Annotated in this window: 18 protein-coding genes, 1 riboswitch and 1 other annotated feature; of the genes, 1 reads left to right on the top strand and 17 read right to left on the bottom strand. The window is 43.4% G+C overall.

The annotated features are described in order from the left end of the window. Positions 1-17: 17 nt before the first annotated feature. The 14 genes from N693_RS0100455 to N693_RS0100520 all read right to left on the bottom strand — a co-directional run bounded on the left by N693_RS0100455 (position 18) and on the right by N693_RS0100520 (position 14,249). Positions 18-533 carry an NYN domain-containing protein gene (locus tag N693_RS0100455; RefSeq protein ID WP_025782833.1) on the bottom strand — a complete coding sequence of 172 codons (516 nt, stop codon included), beginning with the start codon at positions 531-533 and terminating at the stop codon, positions 18-20. Continuing rightward, positions 530-1,267 (bottom strand): 23S rRNA (guanosine(2251)-2'-O)-methyltransferase RlmB, encoded by a 738-nt coding sequence (gene rlmB / locus N693_RS0100460; protein ID WP_037592465.1) that lies wholly within the window; start codon positions 1,265-1,267, stop codon positions 530-532. Before rlmB ends, N693_RS0100455 begins: the two co-directional genes overlap by 4 nt. Before the next feature lie 10 nt (positions 1,268-1,277). After that, complete coding sequence (locus N693_RS0100465) at positions 1,278-1,706, bottom strand: Mini-ribonuclease 3 (protein ID WP_025782835.1); 429 nt, start codon at positions 1,704-1,706, stop codon at positions 1,278-1,280. Continuing rightward, a complete protein-coding gene (gene cysS / locus N693_RS0100470; RefSeq protein WP_025782836.1) occupies positions 1,703-3,103 on the bottom strand; it encodes a cysteine--tRNA ligase in 1,401 nt (466 codons plus the stop codon). The genes N693_RS0100465 and cysS overlap by 4 nt, the downstream gene beginning before the upstream one ends. Further along, positions 3,100-3,816, bottom strand: a complete 717-nt coding sequence (gene cysE / locus N693_RS0100475; RefSeq protein ID WP_253271137.1) for a serine O-acetyltransferase — start codon at positions 3,814-3,816, stop codon at positions 3,100-3,102. The genes cysS and cysE overlap by 4 nt, the downstream gene beginning before the upstream one ends. Next, positions 3,812-4,037, bottom strand: a binding site (T-box leader). Its footprint overlaps the gene before it by 5 nt. A 65-nt stretch (positions 4,038-4,102) precedes the next feature. Continuing rightward, complete coding sequence (gene gltX, locus N693_RS0100480) at positions 4,103-5,563, bottom strand: glutamate--tRNA ligase (protein WP_025782838.1); 1,461 nt, start codon at positions 5,561-5,563, stop codon at positions 4,103-4,105. Positions 5,564-5,628: 65 nt separating this feature from the next. Beyond that, on the bottom strand, positions 5,629-6,105 hold the full coding sequence (gene ispF / locus N693_RS0100485) for a 2-C-methyl-D-erythritol 2,4-cyclodiphosphate synthase (RefSeq protein ID WP_025782839.1): 477 nt from the start codon (positions 6,103-6,105) through the stop codon (positions 5,629-5,631). After that, complete coding sequence (gene ispD, locus N693_RS0100490; protein ID WP_025782840.1) at positions 6,105-6,797, bottom strand: 2-C-methyl-D-erythritol 4-phosphate cytidylyltransferase; 693 nt, start codon at positions 6,795-6,797, stop codon at positions 6,105-6,107. Before ispD ends, ispF begins: the two co-directional genes overlap by 1 nt. Before the next feature lie 26 nt (positions 6,798-6,823). Beyond that, positions 6,824-7,924, bottom strand: a complete 1,101-nt coding sequence (locus N693_RS0100495; RefSeq protein WP_025782841.1) for a PIN/TRAM domain-containing protein — start codon at positions 7,922-7,924, stop codon at positions 6,824-6,826. Positions 7,925-8,059: 135 nt separating this feature from the next. Further along, positions 8,060-9,433, bottom strand: coding sequence for a DNA repair protein RadA (radA, locus tag N693_RS0100500; RefSeq protein WP_025782842.1), 1,374 nt, complete (start codon positions 9,431-9,433; stop codon positions 8,060-8,062). Positions 9,434-9,515: 82 nt separating this feature from the next. Further along, positions 9,516-11,963, bottom strand: a complete 2,448-nt coding sequence (locus N693_RS0100505; RefSeq protein WP_025782843.1) for an ATP-dependent Clp protease ATP-binding subunit — start codon at positions 11,961-11,963, stop codon at positions 9,516-9,518. 185 nt (positions 11,964-12,148) lie between these two features. Then, a complete protein-coding gene (locus N693_RS18730) occupies positions 12,149-13,201 on the bottom strand; it encodes a protein arginine kinase (protein ID WP_037592456.1) in 1,053 nt (350 codons plus the stop codon). Continuing rightward, on the bottom strand, positions 13,191-13,748 hold the full coding sequence (locus tag N693_RS0100515) for a UvrB/UvrC motif-containing protein (protein WP_025782844.1): 558 nt from the start codon (positions 13,746-13,748) through the stop codon (positions 13,191-13,193). The genes N693_RS18730 and N693_RS0100515 overlap by 11 nt, the downstream gene beginning before the upstream one ends. Positions 13,749-13,778: 30 nt before the next feature. After that, positions 13,779-14,249: a CtsR family transcriptional regulator gene (locus N693_RS0100520; RefSeq protein WP_025782845.1), complete on the bottom strand. Its 471-nt coding sequence runs from the start codon at positions 14,247-14,249 to the stop codon at positions 13,779-13,781. Between the two features lie 276 nt (positions 14,250-14,525). On the opposite strand from N693_RS0100520, the gene N693_RS0100525 reads away from it, so the two are divergent. Beyond that, entirely contained in the window at positions 14,526-15,113 is a 588-nt protein-coding gene (locus N693_RS0100525; protein ID WP_025782846.1) for a GNAT family N-acetyltransferase, read from the top strand. Positions 15,114-15,200: 87 nt separating this feature from the next. On the opposite strand, the gene N693_RS0100530 is transcribed toward N693_RS0100525, so the two are convergent. From N693_RS0100530 to N693_RS0100540, 3 genes are all read right to left on the bottom strand, one after another. Next, entirely contained in the window at positions 15,201-16,889 is a 1,689-nt protein-coding gene (locus N693_RS0100530; RefSeq protein WP_025782847.1) for a hypothetical protein, read from the bottom strand. A 130-nt stretch (positions 16,890-17,019) separates the two neighbouring features. Beyond that, positions 17,020-17,628, bottom strand: coding sequence for a biotin transporter BioY (locus tag N693_RS0100535; protein WP_025782848.1), 609 nt, complete (start codon positions 17,626-17,628; stop codon positions 17,020-17,022). A 124-nt stretch (positions 17,629-17,752) separates the two neighbouring features. Further along, the gene (locus N693_RS0100540; RefSeq protein ID WP_025782849.1) at positions 17,753-17,938 is read right to left on the bottom strand and encodes a hypothetical protein; all 186 of its coding nucleotides are present in this window, start codon (positions 17,936-17,938) and stop codon (positions 17,753-17,755) included. Positions 17,939-18,077: 139 nt separating this feature from the next. Beyond that, positions 18,078-18,182, top strand: a riboswitch (SAM riboswitch). Positions 18,183-18,211: the final 29 nt, after the last annotated feature.

The following is an 18,211-nucleotide window of genomic DNA, read 5'->3' on the forward strand; positions in this document are numbered from 1 at the left end:
TTTTTTGCGTCAACCGCTCACCTGTTCCCCCTGCGCCATTTTTCGAAAACTTCCGCCACTTCCTGTGATAATTGTATCTTGGAAAAGGAACGATCCTCTTGGATTTCACGTACTTTTGCTGAAATAATTTTATCAATTTCCTGCATTTCAATCTCCAATTCCCGCGCAGAAATCCTTAGTGCCCCTTGACCAAAAATGATCCATTGTTCGGTAAGATCCGAAGTTGCTACATGAAGTTGGACGGTCCGCTTTGATAGTTCAGCAACTAATTTTTCAATACGTTCGTCAGCAGTTTCATTTTCTCTTGTAAAAACAACTTCGACTCTGGACCGTTTCTCTTTGTTTTCAATTCCCGGCACAAGATATGCATCAAACACCACAATCACTCGCCAACCTTTAAATGCTTGGTATTCTGCTAGTTGATCAATCAGACGGTCACGCGCCTCTGCAAGTTTAAGGCTTTTTAACTCTCGCAATTCTGGCCACGCACCGATAATGTTATACCCATCGACTAGCAGGATGTCTTTTTTCATGGGGTAGACGAGCTCGGTAACCGCTTGCGTAACACTTCGTACATAAGCAGCGAAGCCGCTACAGAAGCGTTAAGTGATGTGACATGACCACGCATTGGCAAATGGTACAGAAAATCACATTTTTCTTTCAGCAAACGAGACATCCCTTTTCCTTCGCTGCCAATAATGACTGCAAGTGGAAGAGTCGCATCCATTGTCCGATAATCCGCGGATCCTTTTGCATCTGTTCCAGCAATCCAGACGCCTTTCTTCTTCAACTCATCCACGGTTTGCCCTAAATTCACAACACGAACGACCGGAACATGCTCAATCGCACCTGTCGAAGCTTTTGCAACAACACCAGTAAGACCAACTGAGCGCCTCTTCGGAATGATGATTCCGTGTGCACCGACAGCATCAGCGGTACGTAGAATCGAACCAAGATTATGGGGATCTTCTAGTTCATCTAACAACAAAATGAATGGATCTTCTCCGCGTTGTTCTGCGATGGAAAAAATATCATCAAGCTCTGCATACGTATACGCAGCTACAGATGCGACAATTCCTTGATGATTCACATCTAACAATTGGTCAAGTTTCTTTTTAGGGACAGCTTGTACAACTACACCCGCCTTTTTAGCAAGCGTTGTAATCTCTCCGATACTTTGTTTGTTCAAACCTTCAGCAATCCAGATCTTATTCAACTCTCGTCCTGAACGTAATGCTTCTACAACCGGATTTTTGCCTCCGATCATTTCAGTTGTTTCAGTTTCTGACACGGTCTTCTCCTCCTTCAACAAATTCAATAGCCTTGCAAATGAATTCTGCCGTTCTTTCTCTTTCTTCCAACAAATATAAATAACCGACGACAGCTTCAAACGCAGAACTGTGATTGTACGTAAGAACATCTGTATTTTTTGGCACGGATCCGGATTTTGCGTTTCTACCTCGTCTCATGACTGCCATCTCTTCTTCAGTCAAAAAGTTTTCGTCTATCATCGCTCGCAAGATAGCTGCCTGTGCTTTCGCAGAAACAAATTGAGTTGCTTCCTTGTGAAGGATATTTGGTTTAACACGACCTGAGCGCAGGAGGTGCTCTCGCACCGCCTGCTCATAGACCGCATCTCCCATATAAGCAAGAGATAGTGCTTTTAGCTGACGAACGTCTGCTGGACGTAGACTGTAGTCATTCATGATCGTTTCCACCGGACACCTTGTGCAGTATCTTCCAACAGGATGCCCTGCTCTTTCAATTCATCGCGAATTGCATCTGCACGAGCGAAGTCACGATTTTTGCGCGCTTCTAAACGTTCTTCAATCAACTGATCGATTGCATCATCATGCAATTCATCCTTCTCCTTGAAAGGCAGTCCAAGGACGCCCATCAACTGATTGAATGTATTTAAAAATGCTTCCAGCACTACTTTTTCGGTGTTCTTTTCGAGTAGATATACGTTCGCTAAGCTTGCTAATTCAAAAATTACAGCAACACCATTAGCTGTATTGAAGTCATCATCCATCGCTTCTTCAAAAGCATTCTGCAGTTCTTGGATTTTATGGAGCCAAATATCCTGTTGGTCCCCGTTATCCGCAGATACGTCTAGACGGTGTTCAACGTTTTGATAAGCAGTTCGTATGCGATCCAATCCATTCGCAGCACTCTCCACAAGATCTTGAGAGAAGTTCACTGGGGAACGATAGTGAACAGAGAGCATAAAGAATCGCAGCACTTGCGGGTCAATCTGTTGAATGATGTCGTGAACTGTTACAAAATTCCCAAGTGATTTAGACATTTTTTCATTATCAATATTTATATAGCCGTTGTGCATCCAATAGCGTGCAAACGTTTTGCCTGTCAGTGCTTCAGACTGAGCAATTTCGTTTTCGTGATGAGGGAACGTCAAGTCTTGCCCACCAGCGTGAATATCAATCGTATCACCGAGAAGCTGTCTTGCCATTACCGAACACTCGATATGCCAGCCTGGACGACCTTCTCCCCAAGGGCTGCTCCATGAGATCTCACCAGGTTTTGCGGATTTCCATAAGACAAAGTCAAGAGCATCATGTTTGCGTTCACTCGCTTGAATACGAGCACCGACTTTCAATTCGTCAATCGACTGATGCGATAACTTTCCATATCCATCAAACTTTCGAGTACGGAAATAGACGTCTCCTTCTGACTCATACGCATATTCTTTTTCGATTAATAGCGAAACGAAGTCAATTACATCTTGGATGTGATCGGTTACTCGGGGGTGCATATCCGCTTTCTTACAACCCAGTGCGCCCACATCTTCAAAATACGCTTGGATAAATCGTTCAGTTAACTCCGGTACTTCTTCACCAAGCTCATTTGCCGCTTTAATAATTTTGTCGTCCACATCTGTAAAATTAGAAACGAACTTCACGTTATAACCACGATATTCCAAATACCTGCGGACCGTATCAAAGGCGATGACCGGACGGGCATTCCCGATATGAATGTAGTTGTAGACAGTCGGACCACACACGTACATTTTCACTTCTCCTTCAGTGATTGGAACAAACGGTTCTTTCTTACGTGTCAACGTATTGTATAGTTGGATTGTCATCGATCCTCATCCTTTTCATCACGAATTTGTTTTTCTATTTTCAACTCAATTAGTTGCTGTTCTAATTGCGAAATCCTGTCTTCCATGGAGGAACACAATTCAGAGACAGGGTCAGGCAAAGTATGATTCAGTCGATCTTTTACGCGGACGCCGTTGGAAATTACAACTTTCCCTGGAATCCCAACAACTGTCGATTCTGCCGGCACATCTTTTAACACGACAGAACCGGCTCCAACTTTACTGTTTTCACCAATAATAATATTTCCAAGCACTTTAGCGCCCGTGGCGACTAGGACTTTGTCATGGAGGGTCGGGTGTCTTTTCCCTTTTTCCTTACCCGTTCCACCTAACGTGACACCTTGATAGATAGTGACATCATCGCCTATTTCACATGTTTCACCAATCACAATGCCCATACCATGGTCGATGAATAGTCGTTTCCCAATCTTAGCCCCAGGATGGATTTCAATCCCCGTAAAGAAGCGGCTCATTTGGGAAAGCACCCTGGCTGCGAAGTGCATATTCCTTTTAAACAGAGCATGTGCGATACGATGTGACCATATGGCATGTAATCCTGAGTAGGTCAGCACGACCTCGATCGTACTCCGAGCAGCGGGGTCTTGGTCAAAGATGCAACGAATGTCTTCTTTCATTCTGGAAAACATGTCGGTCCCCCTTTTCTGTAAAAAAAATACGCCTCTGTCTAATGACAGAGACGCCGATATTGCGTGGTTCCACTCTTTTTTTGAAAAGGAACAAGCAACTTCCTTTTCACTCGACGTCTGTAACGCAGACGATACGTCCGGCTTACTGAATTTCAGCCTGGCGCTCAAAGGTGCATTTCTGTAAAACGGATGACCCAGATCTCTTTCAGCCATTGGAGATCTTCTCTGAAGGGTGTGTTTTACATACTTCTCCTCTTCAACACTTTAATTTATAAGCGATACGTTCTTAGATTACTCTTATTGTACACGGCAGTTTCCGCTTGTCAACAAAGGCTTACTGAACAAACTTCTCAACACGTGCAAGTGTCTTTTCCCGACCAAGCAATGCAATCGATTCCGGTAATTCGGGACCGTGCGCTTGACCAGTTGCGACCACACGTATTGGCATGAACAAGTTTTTCCCTTTATGACCTGTTTCTTTTTGAACCGCTTTAATCGCCCCCTTAATCGACGGAGCATCGAATGTCTCAAGGTTCTCAAGCTGTTGCTTGAAAGAGGCCATTACTTCAGGAATTTGTTCCCCAGCCAAGATTTCTTTTGATTGTTCATCATACTCAACTGTGTCACTAAAGAATTGGGCAGATAGCTCAACAATTTCAGCACCATAACTTAACTGGCTATGATAAAGTGCGATTAAGTCATGAATCCATGCACTTTCTTCCGCTGTCATTTCTTCACTTACACGCCCCGCTTTCACTAGGTGTGGTAAAGTCAATGCCACAACTTCGTCAAGGCTTAGCTTTTTAATATATTGGTTATTCATCCACGTCAATTTCTGCTTATCGAACATAGAAGGTGATTTCGATAGACGACTCTCATCAAACTGTTCGATGAGCTCCTCTTTCGTGAACAACTCTTCTTCTCCAACAGGAGACCATCCAAGTAGCGCAAAGAAATTGAACATGGCTTCCGGTAAGAATCCAAGATCTTTATATTGTGAAATGAATTGAATGATGGACTCATCACGCTTGGACAACTTTTTACGATCTTCATTGACGATGAGCGTCATATGACCATATCGTGGTGCTTCCCATCCAAATGTCTCAAACACCATGAGCTGTTTTGGCGTATTCGTCAAATGCTCTTCTCCGCGGAAGACGTGAGACATTTTCATCATATAGTCGTCAATGACAACTGCGAAGTTATACGTTGGAATGCCGTTTGCTTTTACAAGCACCCAGTCACCAATGTCCTTGGATTCGAATTGGACACTACCACGAACAAGGTCGTCTATTGTATATGTTACGTTTTCCGGAACACGCATACGAATGGTATAAGGCATACCAGCCGCTTCTTTTTGTGCAACTTCATCTGCGCTCAAGTGACGACAAGTTCCTTTGTACATGGGTGCTGCAATACCTGCCGCTTTTTGTTGTTCACGCTCCGCCTCGAGTTCTTCAGTTGTACAGAAACACTTATATGCTGCACCTTTTTCAAGCATTTCTTCTGAATACTTTTTGTACGTATCCAGACGCTCCATTTGACGATACGGGCTATAGGGTCCTCCAATATCAACCGACTCATCATGCTCGATGCCAAGCCACTTTAGATTATCAAGCTGTGATAATTCTCCGGCTTCAATATTACGAGCTGTGTCAGTATCCTCAATCCGTACTATGAATTTCCCACCGTGATGGCGAGCGAACAAGTAGTTGAATAATGCGGTACGAGCTCCTCCGATATGTAAATGGCCTGTTGGGCTCGGCGCATAGCGCACACGTACTTCTGCTGTCATGACTAGACATCTCCGTTCTGTTAGTTCAAATAATAATTACTTGTATAGACTAGTTTACCAAAAACTTAAGCTTTCACCAAAAGAATCGTCGCAAGAGATGCAATTCCTTCTTCTCTTCCGACAAACCCTAATTTTTCTGTTGTAGTCGCTTTGACGTTCACTTGACTAGGATCTGCATTCAGCAAAGAGGCTACGCGATTTTTGATGGTTTCAATATGCGGAGCCATTTTAGGTTGCTGCGCCATAATCGTACAATCCACGTTACCGAGGGTATAGCCTTCTTCTTCTACCAACTTCCAGACTTCTTGAAGTAGAACTGCTGAATCAGCATCTTTAAAAGCGGCATCTGTATCTGGAAAGTGATGACCGATATCCCCTTTACCAATCGCTCCTAGCGCTGCATCTGTAATGGTGTGCAATAGGACATCTGCATCTGAGTGTCCGATTAACCCTTTAGTATGAGGAATCGTAACCCCTCCGATAATCAGTGGGCGTCCCTCTGCAAATTCATGTACATCAAAACCTTGTCCAATTCTTATCATCATACCGTCTCCTCAAGCCTTTTTTTCAACAAGTATCCACCATAAGCAAGATCCTCTGGTGTAGTCATTTTAATATTATCGTACGTACTTTCAACGATTCGAACTTCATAGCCTGCATGCTCTGCAAGCATCGCTTCGTCTGTCCCTAAAAAGCTTTCTTGTTCGGCCTTTTGAGAAGCGTCTTTCAAAACTTCATAACGAAACGCTTGTGGAGTTTGAATGACCCATAAGCGTTCGCGATCTGCCGTTTCTTCAATGATTCCATTATTTACGTACTTCATCGTATCTTTCGCCTTCACACCAGCTACCGCGCCTCCATGCCGTGATGCACTAATCACTAGTTCATGGATGACATCTTGTTTGATGAAAGGACGCGCTGCATCATGAACGAGGACAATCCCATCGGATTGATGGGATTTAAGACATGCTTTTACGCTATGTTGGCGTTCGGTTCCACCTTCAGGCAACGCACTTATTTTTGTAATTTGCTCTTGTTGGATAATCGTTTCAATTGTGGCGCGTTCAGTTTCTTTGACCGCTAAAATGATTCCAGTACACCAAGGATCCTGCTGAAACACCGCCAACGTGTGGGCCAAAATCGATTTCCCTTCAAGTTCAAGGAAAAGTTTGTTATGCCCCGCTCCCATCCGCGTTCCACTTCCGGCAGCAGGCATCATTACTGTATAGTCCATCCTGACTCCTTTCCACTGGTCGTCGTTCAGTAGGCTTTGGTTTGTTTACCATTTTTAGGTTTCGCGAAGATCATGCGACCTGCAGAAGTTTGCAACACACTTGTAACCACGACTTCAATAGCTGTGCCGATAAAGTTACGCCCATCTTCAATGACAATCATCGTACCATCATCTAGATAAGCAACTCCTTGATTATGTTCTTTTCCGTCTTTAATGACCACGACATGCATTTCTTCACCAGGGATAACAACAGGTTTGACAGCATTCGCAAGGTCATTAATATTCAACACAGAAACTCCGTGTAAATCTGCAACTTTGTTCAAATTGAAATCGTTTGTCACGACGAGTCCATTCATCTTTTTAGCAAGCTTTACTAATTTCAAATCGACTTCAGCTACATTCGGAAAGTCTTCATCCGTAATTAGGATTTTCTTTCCATCACCTTCTTGCAAACGGCGAAGCACATCCAATCCACGTCTTCCTTTTGTCCGCTTCAACGTATCTGCAGAATCCGCAATGTGCTGGAGCTCAGTTAAAACAAACTGAGACACGACCAATACACCCTCCAAGAAGCCTGTGTCAACAATATCCGCAATACGGCCATCGATGATGACACTTGTATCAAGCACCTTGTATACTGGATCTGTAGAAACACCCGATTCGGTTTCAGGCTCTTTTTTCCGTCCAACGTTGCGTATCGAGAAAATCGCAGTTAAAAACTCATCTCGTTTTTTAAACCCAACTTGAAATCCTAAATACCCAAACAGTGCTGATAATAGGATTGGAAGCACAGATGTCACAACTGGAATTTGTATATTACTCAGACCCCAACCAGCTAAAAATGCGACGAACAAACCGATAATCAGACCAATTGAGCCGAATAGTAAATCTAAAATCGGTGCTTTCATGAGTAAATCTTCTAACCATTTAATGAAATTGACAATCGGATCCGTCAAAAATGTGCTGAACACAAAGAGGAATAGCGCTCCTAAAATGGCTGCGACATATGGGTTATTAATGAACGGGGTTGCTGTGAAAGAAGATAATTGGAATAAGTACGGAAGAAACAATACACCAAGTGTTCCACCAACCAATAAGAACATAATTTGCACAACTCTTTTCAGCATTCAATCCACCTCCTTTTAGTAGTCCTATTATACATGTATTCCCTATTGATTGCTTTTTTGAACCTCAAAAGCAAGGAATCCTGAACCTATAGTACAGGACTCCTGAAAACGCTCAAAAGTTCCTATCCTTCTTTATCACTGCGGCAAACAGAGATCGAGTGCATCCCGTACAGTTTCAACTCCAACGACTTGAATACCTTCAGGATAGTCCCATCCTCCGATGTTAGAGGCCGGAATGACCGCTCGTTCAAATCCAAGCTTCGCCGCTTCCCCAACCCGTTGTTCAATTCTGGAAACCCTTCGAACTTCGCCAGTTAGTCCTACTTCTCCCATATAACAGTCAGAAGCACGTACTGCGACGTCACGATAGCTGGAAACGATACTCATAAGGACAGCAAGGTCAATGGCAGGTTCGTCGAGTTTCACGCCACCCGCCACCTTAATATACGCATCTTGTGCTTGTAATAGCATTCCCATCCGTTTTTCCAATACCGCCATCAAAAGTGATACTCGATTTTGGTCTAGTCCCGTCGCCATGCGTTTTGGATAATTGAAACTAGATGGCGTGACAAGTGCCTGAATCTCCACAAGAATAGGGCGTGTTCCTTCCATCGAAGCGACAATGGTTGACCCTGCACCGCTCTGAGAACGTTCCTGTATGAACATTTCCGAAGGGTTCAAGACTTCTTTCAAACCGGCTTGTAGCATTTCAAAAATCGCTATTTCATTTGTAGAACCGAAACGATTTTTCACACTGCGCAAAATTCGGTATGTATGATGACGCTCCCCTTCAAAATATAGGACGGTATCCACCATGTGCTCAAGTAGACGCGGACCCGCAATTTGACCATCTTTCGTAACATGACCGACTAGGAAGATTGCGATACCTTGTGTTTTCGCTATTTTCATTAGTTCTGCTGTACATTCTCTAACTTGCGAAACACTTCCCGGAGCAGAAGCCACTTCCGGGTGATGAATGGTTTGGATTGAATCCACAATGACAAACTTCGGCTTAACATTATCAATCGTATCGTGAATAAGCGCAAGATCCGTTTCTGCGTAAATATATAGTTCATCAGACAACACACCTAGCCGTTGTGCACGGAGCTTGGTTTGACGAATCGACTCCTCCCCTGAAATGTATAATACGCGCTCCTGTTGGTTCGCTAATAGTGCAGACACTTGAAGCAACAATGTGGACTTCCCGATCCCCGGATCCCCACCAATCAAGACAAGCGACCCCGGAACAATTCCACCACCTAACACACGATTCAGTTCTTCCATTTCTGTACGGATTCTTGGTTCATCCTCTATTGCGACGGCATTAATAGGCATCGCTTTCTGCTTCACAGCATCAGAATGTTGAAATGCCCCTCGAGGTCCTTTTTGTACAATCTCAGTTTCTTCATCCATCGTGTTCCATTCACCGCACCCTGGACACCTTCCCATCCACTTCGGCGACTCATATCCGCATGATTTGCAAATAAATTTCGTTTTCTTTTTCGCCATATACATCCTCCAAACGACGAAGAGGACAGCCCCTCCCTTTTTTTGATACTAGGGATGAACTATCCTATTCCTCTACCTCTTATTAATTTTTCACCATTTCTTCTTGTTGCGTTTCTACAGTAAAGTCACCGTCTACATAGTCGACCTTCACTTTTCTTCCAGCGAGTGCAGTTCCTTTTAGTAGCTCCTCTGAGAGGCGGTCTTCCACGTGCTTTTGAAGTGCACGTCGGAGTGGACGTGCTCCGTATTCAGGGTCATATCCTTCATCCGCAATCTTCAACTTCGCTTCGTGAGTTAACACAAGTTCGATATCTTGTTCAGCAAGACGTTTACTCAATTCGTCTACCATCAATGAAACAATCTCTTGTAATTGTTCTTTTTCAAGTGAATGGAAGACAATCATTTCATCTACACGGTTAAGGAATTCGGGACGGAATGCTTTTTTAAGCTCTTCCAACATCTTTTTCTTCATGTCTTCGTAATCTTGCTCGCCATCTTGAAGATTAAATCCGACATATTTGTTCTTCCTTAACTCCTGTGCACCGACGTTGGACGTCATGATGATCACTGTGTTCCGGAAATCGACTGTACGCCCTTTGGAATCGGTTAATCGGCCATCTTCAAGCACTTGTAGAAGGATGTTAAATACATCTGGATGCGCTTTTTCAATTTCGTCAAGCAAGATGACGGAATATGGTTTGCGGCGTACCTTTTCCGTTAACTGTCCGCCTTCTTCGTATCCAACATAACCTGGAGGTGATCCGACTAAACGTGATGTTGTATGTTTTTCCATGTACTCGGACATGTCGATCCGAATCATCGAGTCTTCATCGCCAAACATTGTTTCAGCGAGTGCTCTCGCTAGTTCTGTTTTACCGACACCAGTAGGTCCAAGGAAGATGAACGAGCCAATCGGACGTTTCGGATCTTTCAACCCTGCACGTGCACGACGTATTGCCCGGGAAATAGCCGCGACTGCTTCTTTTTGACCAATCACACGCTTATGCAACTCTTCCTCCATGTTCAACAGCTTCGAAGATTCCGTTTCTGCAATACGTGCAACTGGAATTCCTGTCCACATCGCCACTACTTCAGCTATGTCATTAACTGTGACTTCAGATTCTGTTTTGCCTTGTTTTTCTTTCCATTCCGTTTTCGTTTTCTCGAGCTCTTCTTTCATCTTCTGCTCTTTATCACGATATGATGCTGCTTTTTCAAATTCCTGGCTTTGCACTGCAGCATTCTTTTCAGAACGGATTGCTTCGAGCTTATTTTCAAGCTCCCTTAAGTTAGGTGGCGTTGTATAAGAACGTAATCGAACTTTCGAACCTGCTTCGTCGATTAAATCGATCGCTTTGTCAGGTAAGAAGCGGTCTGAAATATAGCGATCCGACATTTTTGCTGCCGCTTCAATTGCTTCATTCGTAATTTTCACCCGGTGGTGCGCTTCATAACGATCACGCAGTCCCGTAATAATTTGAACCGTCTCTTCAACGGATGGTTCATCCACTTGAATTGGCTGGAAACGACGCTCAAGTGCAGCATCTTTTTCAATGTACTTCCGGTACTCATCGAGTGTCGTTGCGCCGATGCATTGCAACTCACCACGAGCAAGTGACGGTTTTAAAATGTTCGATGCATCGATTGCGCCTTCTGCTCCACCAGCACCAATGAGCGTGTGCAACTCATCGATGAATAAAATGATGTTGCCTGCTTGGCGAATTTCTTCCATCACTTTCTTCATACGGTCTTCAAACTCGCCACGGTATTTAGTACCCGCAACGACAGTCCCCATATCTAACGTCATGACACGCTTATCACGCAGGATTTCAGGGACTTCATTGTTAACGACTTGAAGTGCAAGCCCTTCAGCAATCGCCGTTTTACCAACGCCTGGCTCACCGATTAGAACCGGATTATTCTTCGTACGACGCGCTAAAACTTCAATAACGCGTGTAATCTCTTTACCACGGCCGATGACCGGATCGAGCGTCCCTTCTCGGGCAATCTCGGTAAGGTCACGTGCCAATCCATCCAAAGTCGGTGTAGCCGCTGTTGCTGAAGCATTTTGACCACTCGCATTCGCAGTATCGTTACTACCAAGAAGCTGCAATACTTGCTGACGGGCTTTGTTCAAACTAACACCTGCATTATTAAGAACACGCGCTGCCACACCTTCTCCTTCGCGAATCAATGCAAGAAGAATATGTTCTGTCCCAATATACGAGTGACCCAGTTTACGGGATTCATCTACAGAAAGCTCAATGACTTTCTTCGCTCGTGGTGTGTAGTGCACGATTGGTCCTACGTCTTTACTTCCCGTTCCAACGAGTGTTTCCACACCTGTTTCAATCGTTTCGAAACTGACTCCAATTGCTTCCAATGCTTTTGCTGCAATGCCGCCACCTTCACGGATTAATCCAAGTAGAATATGTTCTGTTCCAATTGCTTCATGTTTCATGCGAATGGCTTCTTCTTGAGCGAGTTGGAGGACTTTTTGTGCACGTTGTGTAAATCGATTAAACATCATTAACATTCCTCTCCTTCTGCAGAGAATAATTTTCTTCGTACTACTTCTATCTATATTCTTCCGGACCATTAAACAATCGGTTTCCGGGTGAATTGACTTTGACCATATTTGACCATTATATCGAATGAGTTACTAGGACGCAAAAGAGACGCTCAAAACTAGTATTTTTGTTCATTATCTTCTGATTAACTTTTTTGGAGTCGCTCCCGGAAAAGTTTAGCTCGACTAATGTCTAATTCTTCAGATGTCAATGCTTCTCCTTCATAATGTTGGAGAAAACCTGACTGCATGAAAATCATCAGTTCGTTCAATATGGTCATATCCACATCTTCAATTAACTCGAGATCGATGCCTAGACGAACGTCCGAAAGACATCGCGCTGCTTCTGCTGCAGGAAGTAGTCGTGCATAAGAAATTGTACCAAGTGAACGGAACACACGATTTTCAAGAGCAATTCGGGACTTTTCAAGGAGTAATTCACGAGATCTCCGCTCGTGGGCAATCAGTCGAGAAACAATGTTTGCAAGTTCTGCAAGAATCTCCTTTTCTGATTTACCAAGAGTTAGCTGATTAGAAACCTGATAAACATTCCCCGGTGCTTCGCTTCCTTCACCGTAGCTGCCTCTCACAACCATTCCTAATCTCGAAACAGCAGGTATAATGCGGTTGATTTGTCGGGTCATCGTGAGCGCCGGTAAATGTAACATGACAGAAGCACGCATTCCGGTTCCTGTATTCGACGGACAACTCGTGAGATATCCAAACTCTTCATCAAATGCATAAGGTAATTTTTTTTCAAGTGTACGATCAGTTTCATCCGCCTTTTGATAGGCATTTTCGAGCTGCAACCCCGGATAGATGCACTGGATACGCAAATGGTCTTCTTCATTGACCATAATGCTGATTGTTTCATCTTCTGACAGAAATACCGCTCCGAACTGCTCTGCTTCCGCAAGTTGGTGACTGATTAAATGCTTTTCTACTAGCGCTTGCCGGTCGAGCGGGGCTAATTCGTTCATCCTCGTATAGGAATACCCTTTTTCATCTGTACTAAGCAATGCTTCGGAAACAATTCGACCGACCTCTTCTGCTTGCTCATCAGAGAACGCGATTGGGAAACGAAATTCACGAAGGTTTCGAGCAAGGCGAATTCGAGTCGACATCACGATATCGGAATGCTCACCATGAGGGACCATCCAGCCTGTGACAGCGTTTTGCATAAATCGATTATTCCCCATGCTCACTCCCTCCTTCCTCTTCTGTTTCTGCAGCGAGTTTTTGTTTCCAGTCTTTTATTTCATCGCGTAACACAGCAGCGTGTTCGAACTGTTCTTCTTGTATCGCTTCTTGCATACTCGAACGAAGTTCCTCGATTTTCTTTTTAATGGTCATCTTTTCATTGAAAGACGCAGGAATTTTACCTTTATGGATTGTATTTCCGTTATGCAATTTGCCAAAGACTTTCGGGAGACGCTCACGGAATGTTTCATAACATGTCGGACATCCGAACTTCCCGATTTCTAGAAAACGGTGGAAGGTTAGTCCGCACTCTGGACACTCCGGCATTGTCTGAACTTCTCGTGTTTGCTGTTGTAGCGTTTCACTTCCACTCAACCACTGTGACAAAAATTGTTGAATGGACATCGGCTCCTGATTCGGGCTGATTGAAAACGTCTGTAAGTTAAATGCGCACTTCTCACACAAATTCCTTTCAATCGATCCATTTGGCGTATCTTGCATTAAGATAACGGTAGCTTGACGTTCTTTACAGTTTTCACAAAGCATGTTTTACCACCCCATCGTTTAGATAACTAGTCACTCCGATTGTTCGTATAGGAGCGAGAATAACATGGCCTGTAAAATCCGAGCACGGATTATATCCCGTTCAGGTAACGGATAGTTTAGGACAGCAGGCTCGACAGCTGCAAGCATTAGACGGGCTTCCTTTTTAGAAACCACTTGTTCCGCTATTAACCGATAGACTACGTCTTCTGCCATTGTGTACGAAGCGCCTTGTTGCACACTTTCTAATACGTGATCCAATAGGTCTTTGCGTGAATTCGTTTGAACCCGATAAATACGGATATACCCACCGCCACCACGTTTAGACTCGACCGCGTAACCCCGTTCCAATGTAAATCGTGTTTTAATGACGTAATTAATCTGCGAAGGAACACATTGGAACTTTTCCGCCACTTCATTGCGCTTGATTTCCACGATTCCATTATCTTCATGTTCGATAATCGATTTTAAATACCCTTCTATGATGTCGGAAATATTACGCATCCTCTCACCTCTTTTAATTGGCACAGTCTTTATGTTGACTTTGACTATCTTTGACTTAATTGTACCGTATTAATCAATAGGCACGCAAGAAATTTGCAAAACCTCGAATTAGGGGAGAAAAAAGTAAAATAGTTGAACGTTTTATGTTTAGTATGTTTATAATGGAGGTATAGAATTAATTCGAGGATTTTTTTCTGACCTCTTTTTTCCTCTCTACGTTTGACCCCCAAACAAAAAGCTCCGGGTACACCCATACCGACGGAGGAGATTGAATCAATGAACTGGTACGAGAAATTAAGTGAGTATTTCCCAATCGAAGAAATGAAATCAAAAGAGCATATGGACGCGTTGTTAAAGGATAAACACAATGTTTATCGTAAAGACGAAGGTTCGAAGCACGTGCTCATGTATGTTGAAACAGAATCATTTGTGTTTGTCGATTATTTGTTTGTTTCGTCAGCTTCACGCGGTGAAGGCCTTGGCAAAAAGCTACTGACACAACTTAAGGAAAAAGGTAAGCCAATTTTGTTGGAAGTTGAACCGGTCAATTATGAAGATACAGATACGGAAAAACGCTTGCGATTTTACGCACGCGAGAATTTCCATCATGCTTCTCGCATCGGTTATAGCCGCCGCTCACTCGCAACTGGAGAACAAACCGACCTCGAAATCCTTTACTGGTCTCCTGAAGATGCGGAAGAAGAAACGGTATATGATGCCATGAAGATGACGTATGAAGAAATCCATACGTATAAGGATGATGAATTTTACGGTGAATCATACGACCCGATTGATAAAGTATTGACATTCCGTACAGAAGGTAAAACAAATATCTTAAAACCTTTTGCTACAGTTAGTGCTTAATTGACAGTCGTCCTTCAGTAAAACAACGAAAAAGCGGAAGCCCTCTAAACGGCTTCCGCTTTTGTTATGGATTTTAAATGCGTTTCGTTATTCCGTTAACGAGACATTTGTGAGTTCCTTGACAGGAAGAAAGAGTTCCCCTGTTTCTACATACGTAATCGATAATTTGTCACCTTCTTGAATGTACACCGCTTCAGGAATCGTTTCAGACGACACTAGGAAGTTCCGTCCGTCTTCCGATTTTACAGAAACTAAGGTAAAGTCACCAGTTCGTTCTTTGTAGACTCGTTTTACAGTGATTGCGGCCTTCGCTTCTTCTGCTTCTGAGCTGCCATTCACAGAACTGCCCCCTCGTTGTAATGCGGTTTTATACAGTTTCAATGCATCATTCGGGGAGTTCCCAGATACTGATATTTCCGGATTTGCAGCAGACACGATGAAGTAGTTTTGCAAGAAACCATTCGAATCTAACACGGGTGTCAGCCAACTCGCTTCACCATAAAAGTTATAAAGGACAGGCATTTCGCCAGACCACTTTTTCTCGATGAATTTCTTTTCGATAATTTGCAAGGCTCCTTGCGAATCCATGTAGGACTCTTCAAGGTCCCCGGTGTAGTACGTTGCAATACCTGTACGCCCGTCTGTCAATGCATACCCTAGCATCGAATCGACGCCTTCTTTCGGACTTGTAAAGTCAGTGAAGTAATACATATGTCCATTTTCATCGAAAATCGGACTGACATTTGCCTCCGTTCCTTCATCGGAAGGAAGTTTGACATCTTTTTTACCGACAATTGAGTTCCAGAAACCATGAACATACTTTCCGAAATAGCTATTTTGCAAACTGACGACTTCCGGGGAGACAGCACCATCGATATAGTCTGGGATATCCGCAAGTGCAAACTTCTCAACTGCCCCGGTCATTGGATCTGTCATGACAATTCCTTTTACGTCAAATCCATTGCGGGCAGTGATAAATTCTCCGTAAGAACGGATGTAATGGGGATTACCTTCATCGTCGATTTCCAATTGAACATCTCCATAAAAAATCAGTTCAGGAAATTGTAAACGCATATGACGGTCCACTTGTTTGTTAAAGTAAGACGTCTCTGTATACGTCATTTCGGACGATACAAATTTCGGATTATCAGCAGAGTCCGTGGCACTCATGCGGAAATAGCCTGGTGTCGTTTTTCCATTCCACCATTTAAAAAATCCTGAAAATTCGACTGGCGCAATATATACATACTCATCTTTCACCTTTTGGATTTGCAGATGACCTAAGTCGTAATAACTTGTATTCGGTACTTGCCCGAATGCTTTTTTCATTTTGTTGCGTGCAAATTTAGGTGGCACGCTCGCCGGTGTCTGAGTTTCGTCAAATGCTTCGATTTCTACTTGTTGATCCATTTCAACTGCTTTGTATTTTGTGTTCGCATTTAATAATGGGGCGGATAAAATGTAAATACCTGCTATGAGCGAGAGTCCTGCCACAACAATCTTTACTTTCCGGTACACTCCACCATCTAATATAGTTCCAAGTAACGCTGCAGCGAGTAGCAGAACCCATAGTGAGGACCAATGCTGGTCTAAATTTGTTGCGTAATAAAAAATAGAAATACCAACCGCGATCACCACAGTTGCAATGATCAGAAGGATCGCTCTAAAGCTGGAACTGTTTTCTTTTTCTTCCGTGAGAACTTGCCTATGCAAAGGCACGGCCAGCAGTGCCGCAACGATGCCTGCAATGAGAGAAAATAAGAGTAAGTGAATCATAAGTAAGCCTTCCTTCCGTTTGTCGTGTACTTACTCTTGTATACGGATAACGCAACGAAAATGTTTCAGCGATTTCAGTTTGGATACAGAAAAACCGACCTCCCTTATAGAGAGAAGTCGGTTTAATTTGTTAAATAGAGCGACGTGTTCTTAGAATACGTGCCATTCGGTGGCCAAACAATCCAGCCAATACGGAGAGGATGATATCTTTAGGTAACGGTGGTAACATCCAAATCCACGCCATTTTGTAAGTAAATGCGTCCGGAGCTGCTGCCCATAGCTTGTACGCGACAAACATCCAGTTTGTTCCTATTAAGTAATTGACGACACATCCTACAAGTGCTGCAACGACGTATCCCGTAACAGAACTATTCTTTTCAACAATTTTCCCAACGGCATACGCAACAACGATAAACGATAAAATAAAGCCGAACGTTGGACTAACAATTGCACTTACGCCTCCACTAAATTTCGCAAATACGGGTGCACCTGCAAGACCTATTGCCATGTAGACCGTCATTGAGACCGCCCCATATCGGCTTCCGAGTAATAGTCCTGCTAATACAGCAAAGAAAGTTTGCAGTGTAATTGGCACGCCACTTACTGATAAAGCCGGTAAAAAGTATGTAATATTTGCTCCAATCATCATCAATGCGGCAAACATTGCTGAGTAGACAAGCCCAAGCGTTCCGACCATCGTCTTCGAACGGTTTGGTTTCATAGTTGCTGTTGTTCCCATTTATAACACCCCTTTTACTGTATAGTTATAGAATAAAAGGAAGAGCGTAATGTGTCAACCTAATACATTTTAAGGTTAACATAAATCCAAGCAATAATAAAACTGACAGTCATTCTCTGTCAGTTTATCGTCTTTTCCCTTCATCTTTAGGGAATAGGAAAAAGGAAATGACACCACTCAAAACCATTGCGCCAAGTGTAATATAAAAACGAGACATGACGGGCACGTCTGTAAAGTTTTTGTTGAGCATAACCCAGGCAACTCCACCGACTAATAACACCATCGGGATAACAAATTTGAACGCCCTCATAGCAATCCCCTTTCCTTACATGTACGTATAGTTTACCACATACACTAGGGAACTCCCAGGTCACTTCACATATTGTCTATTGACGGAACTCTCAAACAACGATATGATATGTTAAATTATTCACACAACTTAATAGTCATTCTTATCAAGAGAAGCGTAGGGATCTGGCCCGTCGATGCTTCAGCAACCAGCCATACGGTCAGGTGCTACTTCCAGCGGATGTTTGTAGTCCGGCAGATGAGGAGGAGACAATCATTTAGATGACAAAGCCTT

The organism is Sporosarcina sp. D27, assembly GCF_000586555.1.
Lineage (GTDB): Bacteria > Bacillota > Bacilli > Bacillales_A > Planococcaceae > Sporosarcina.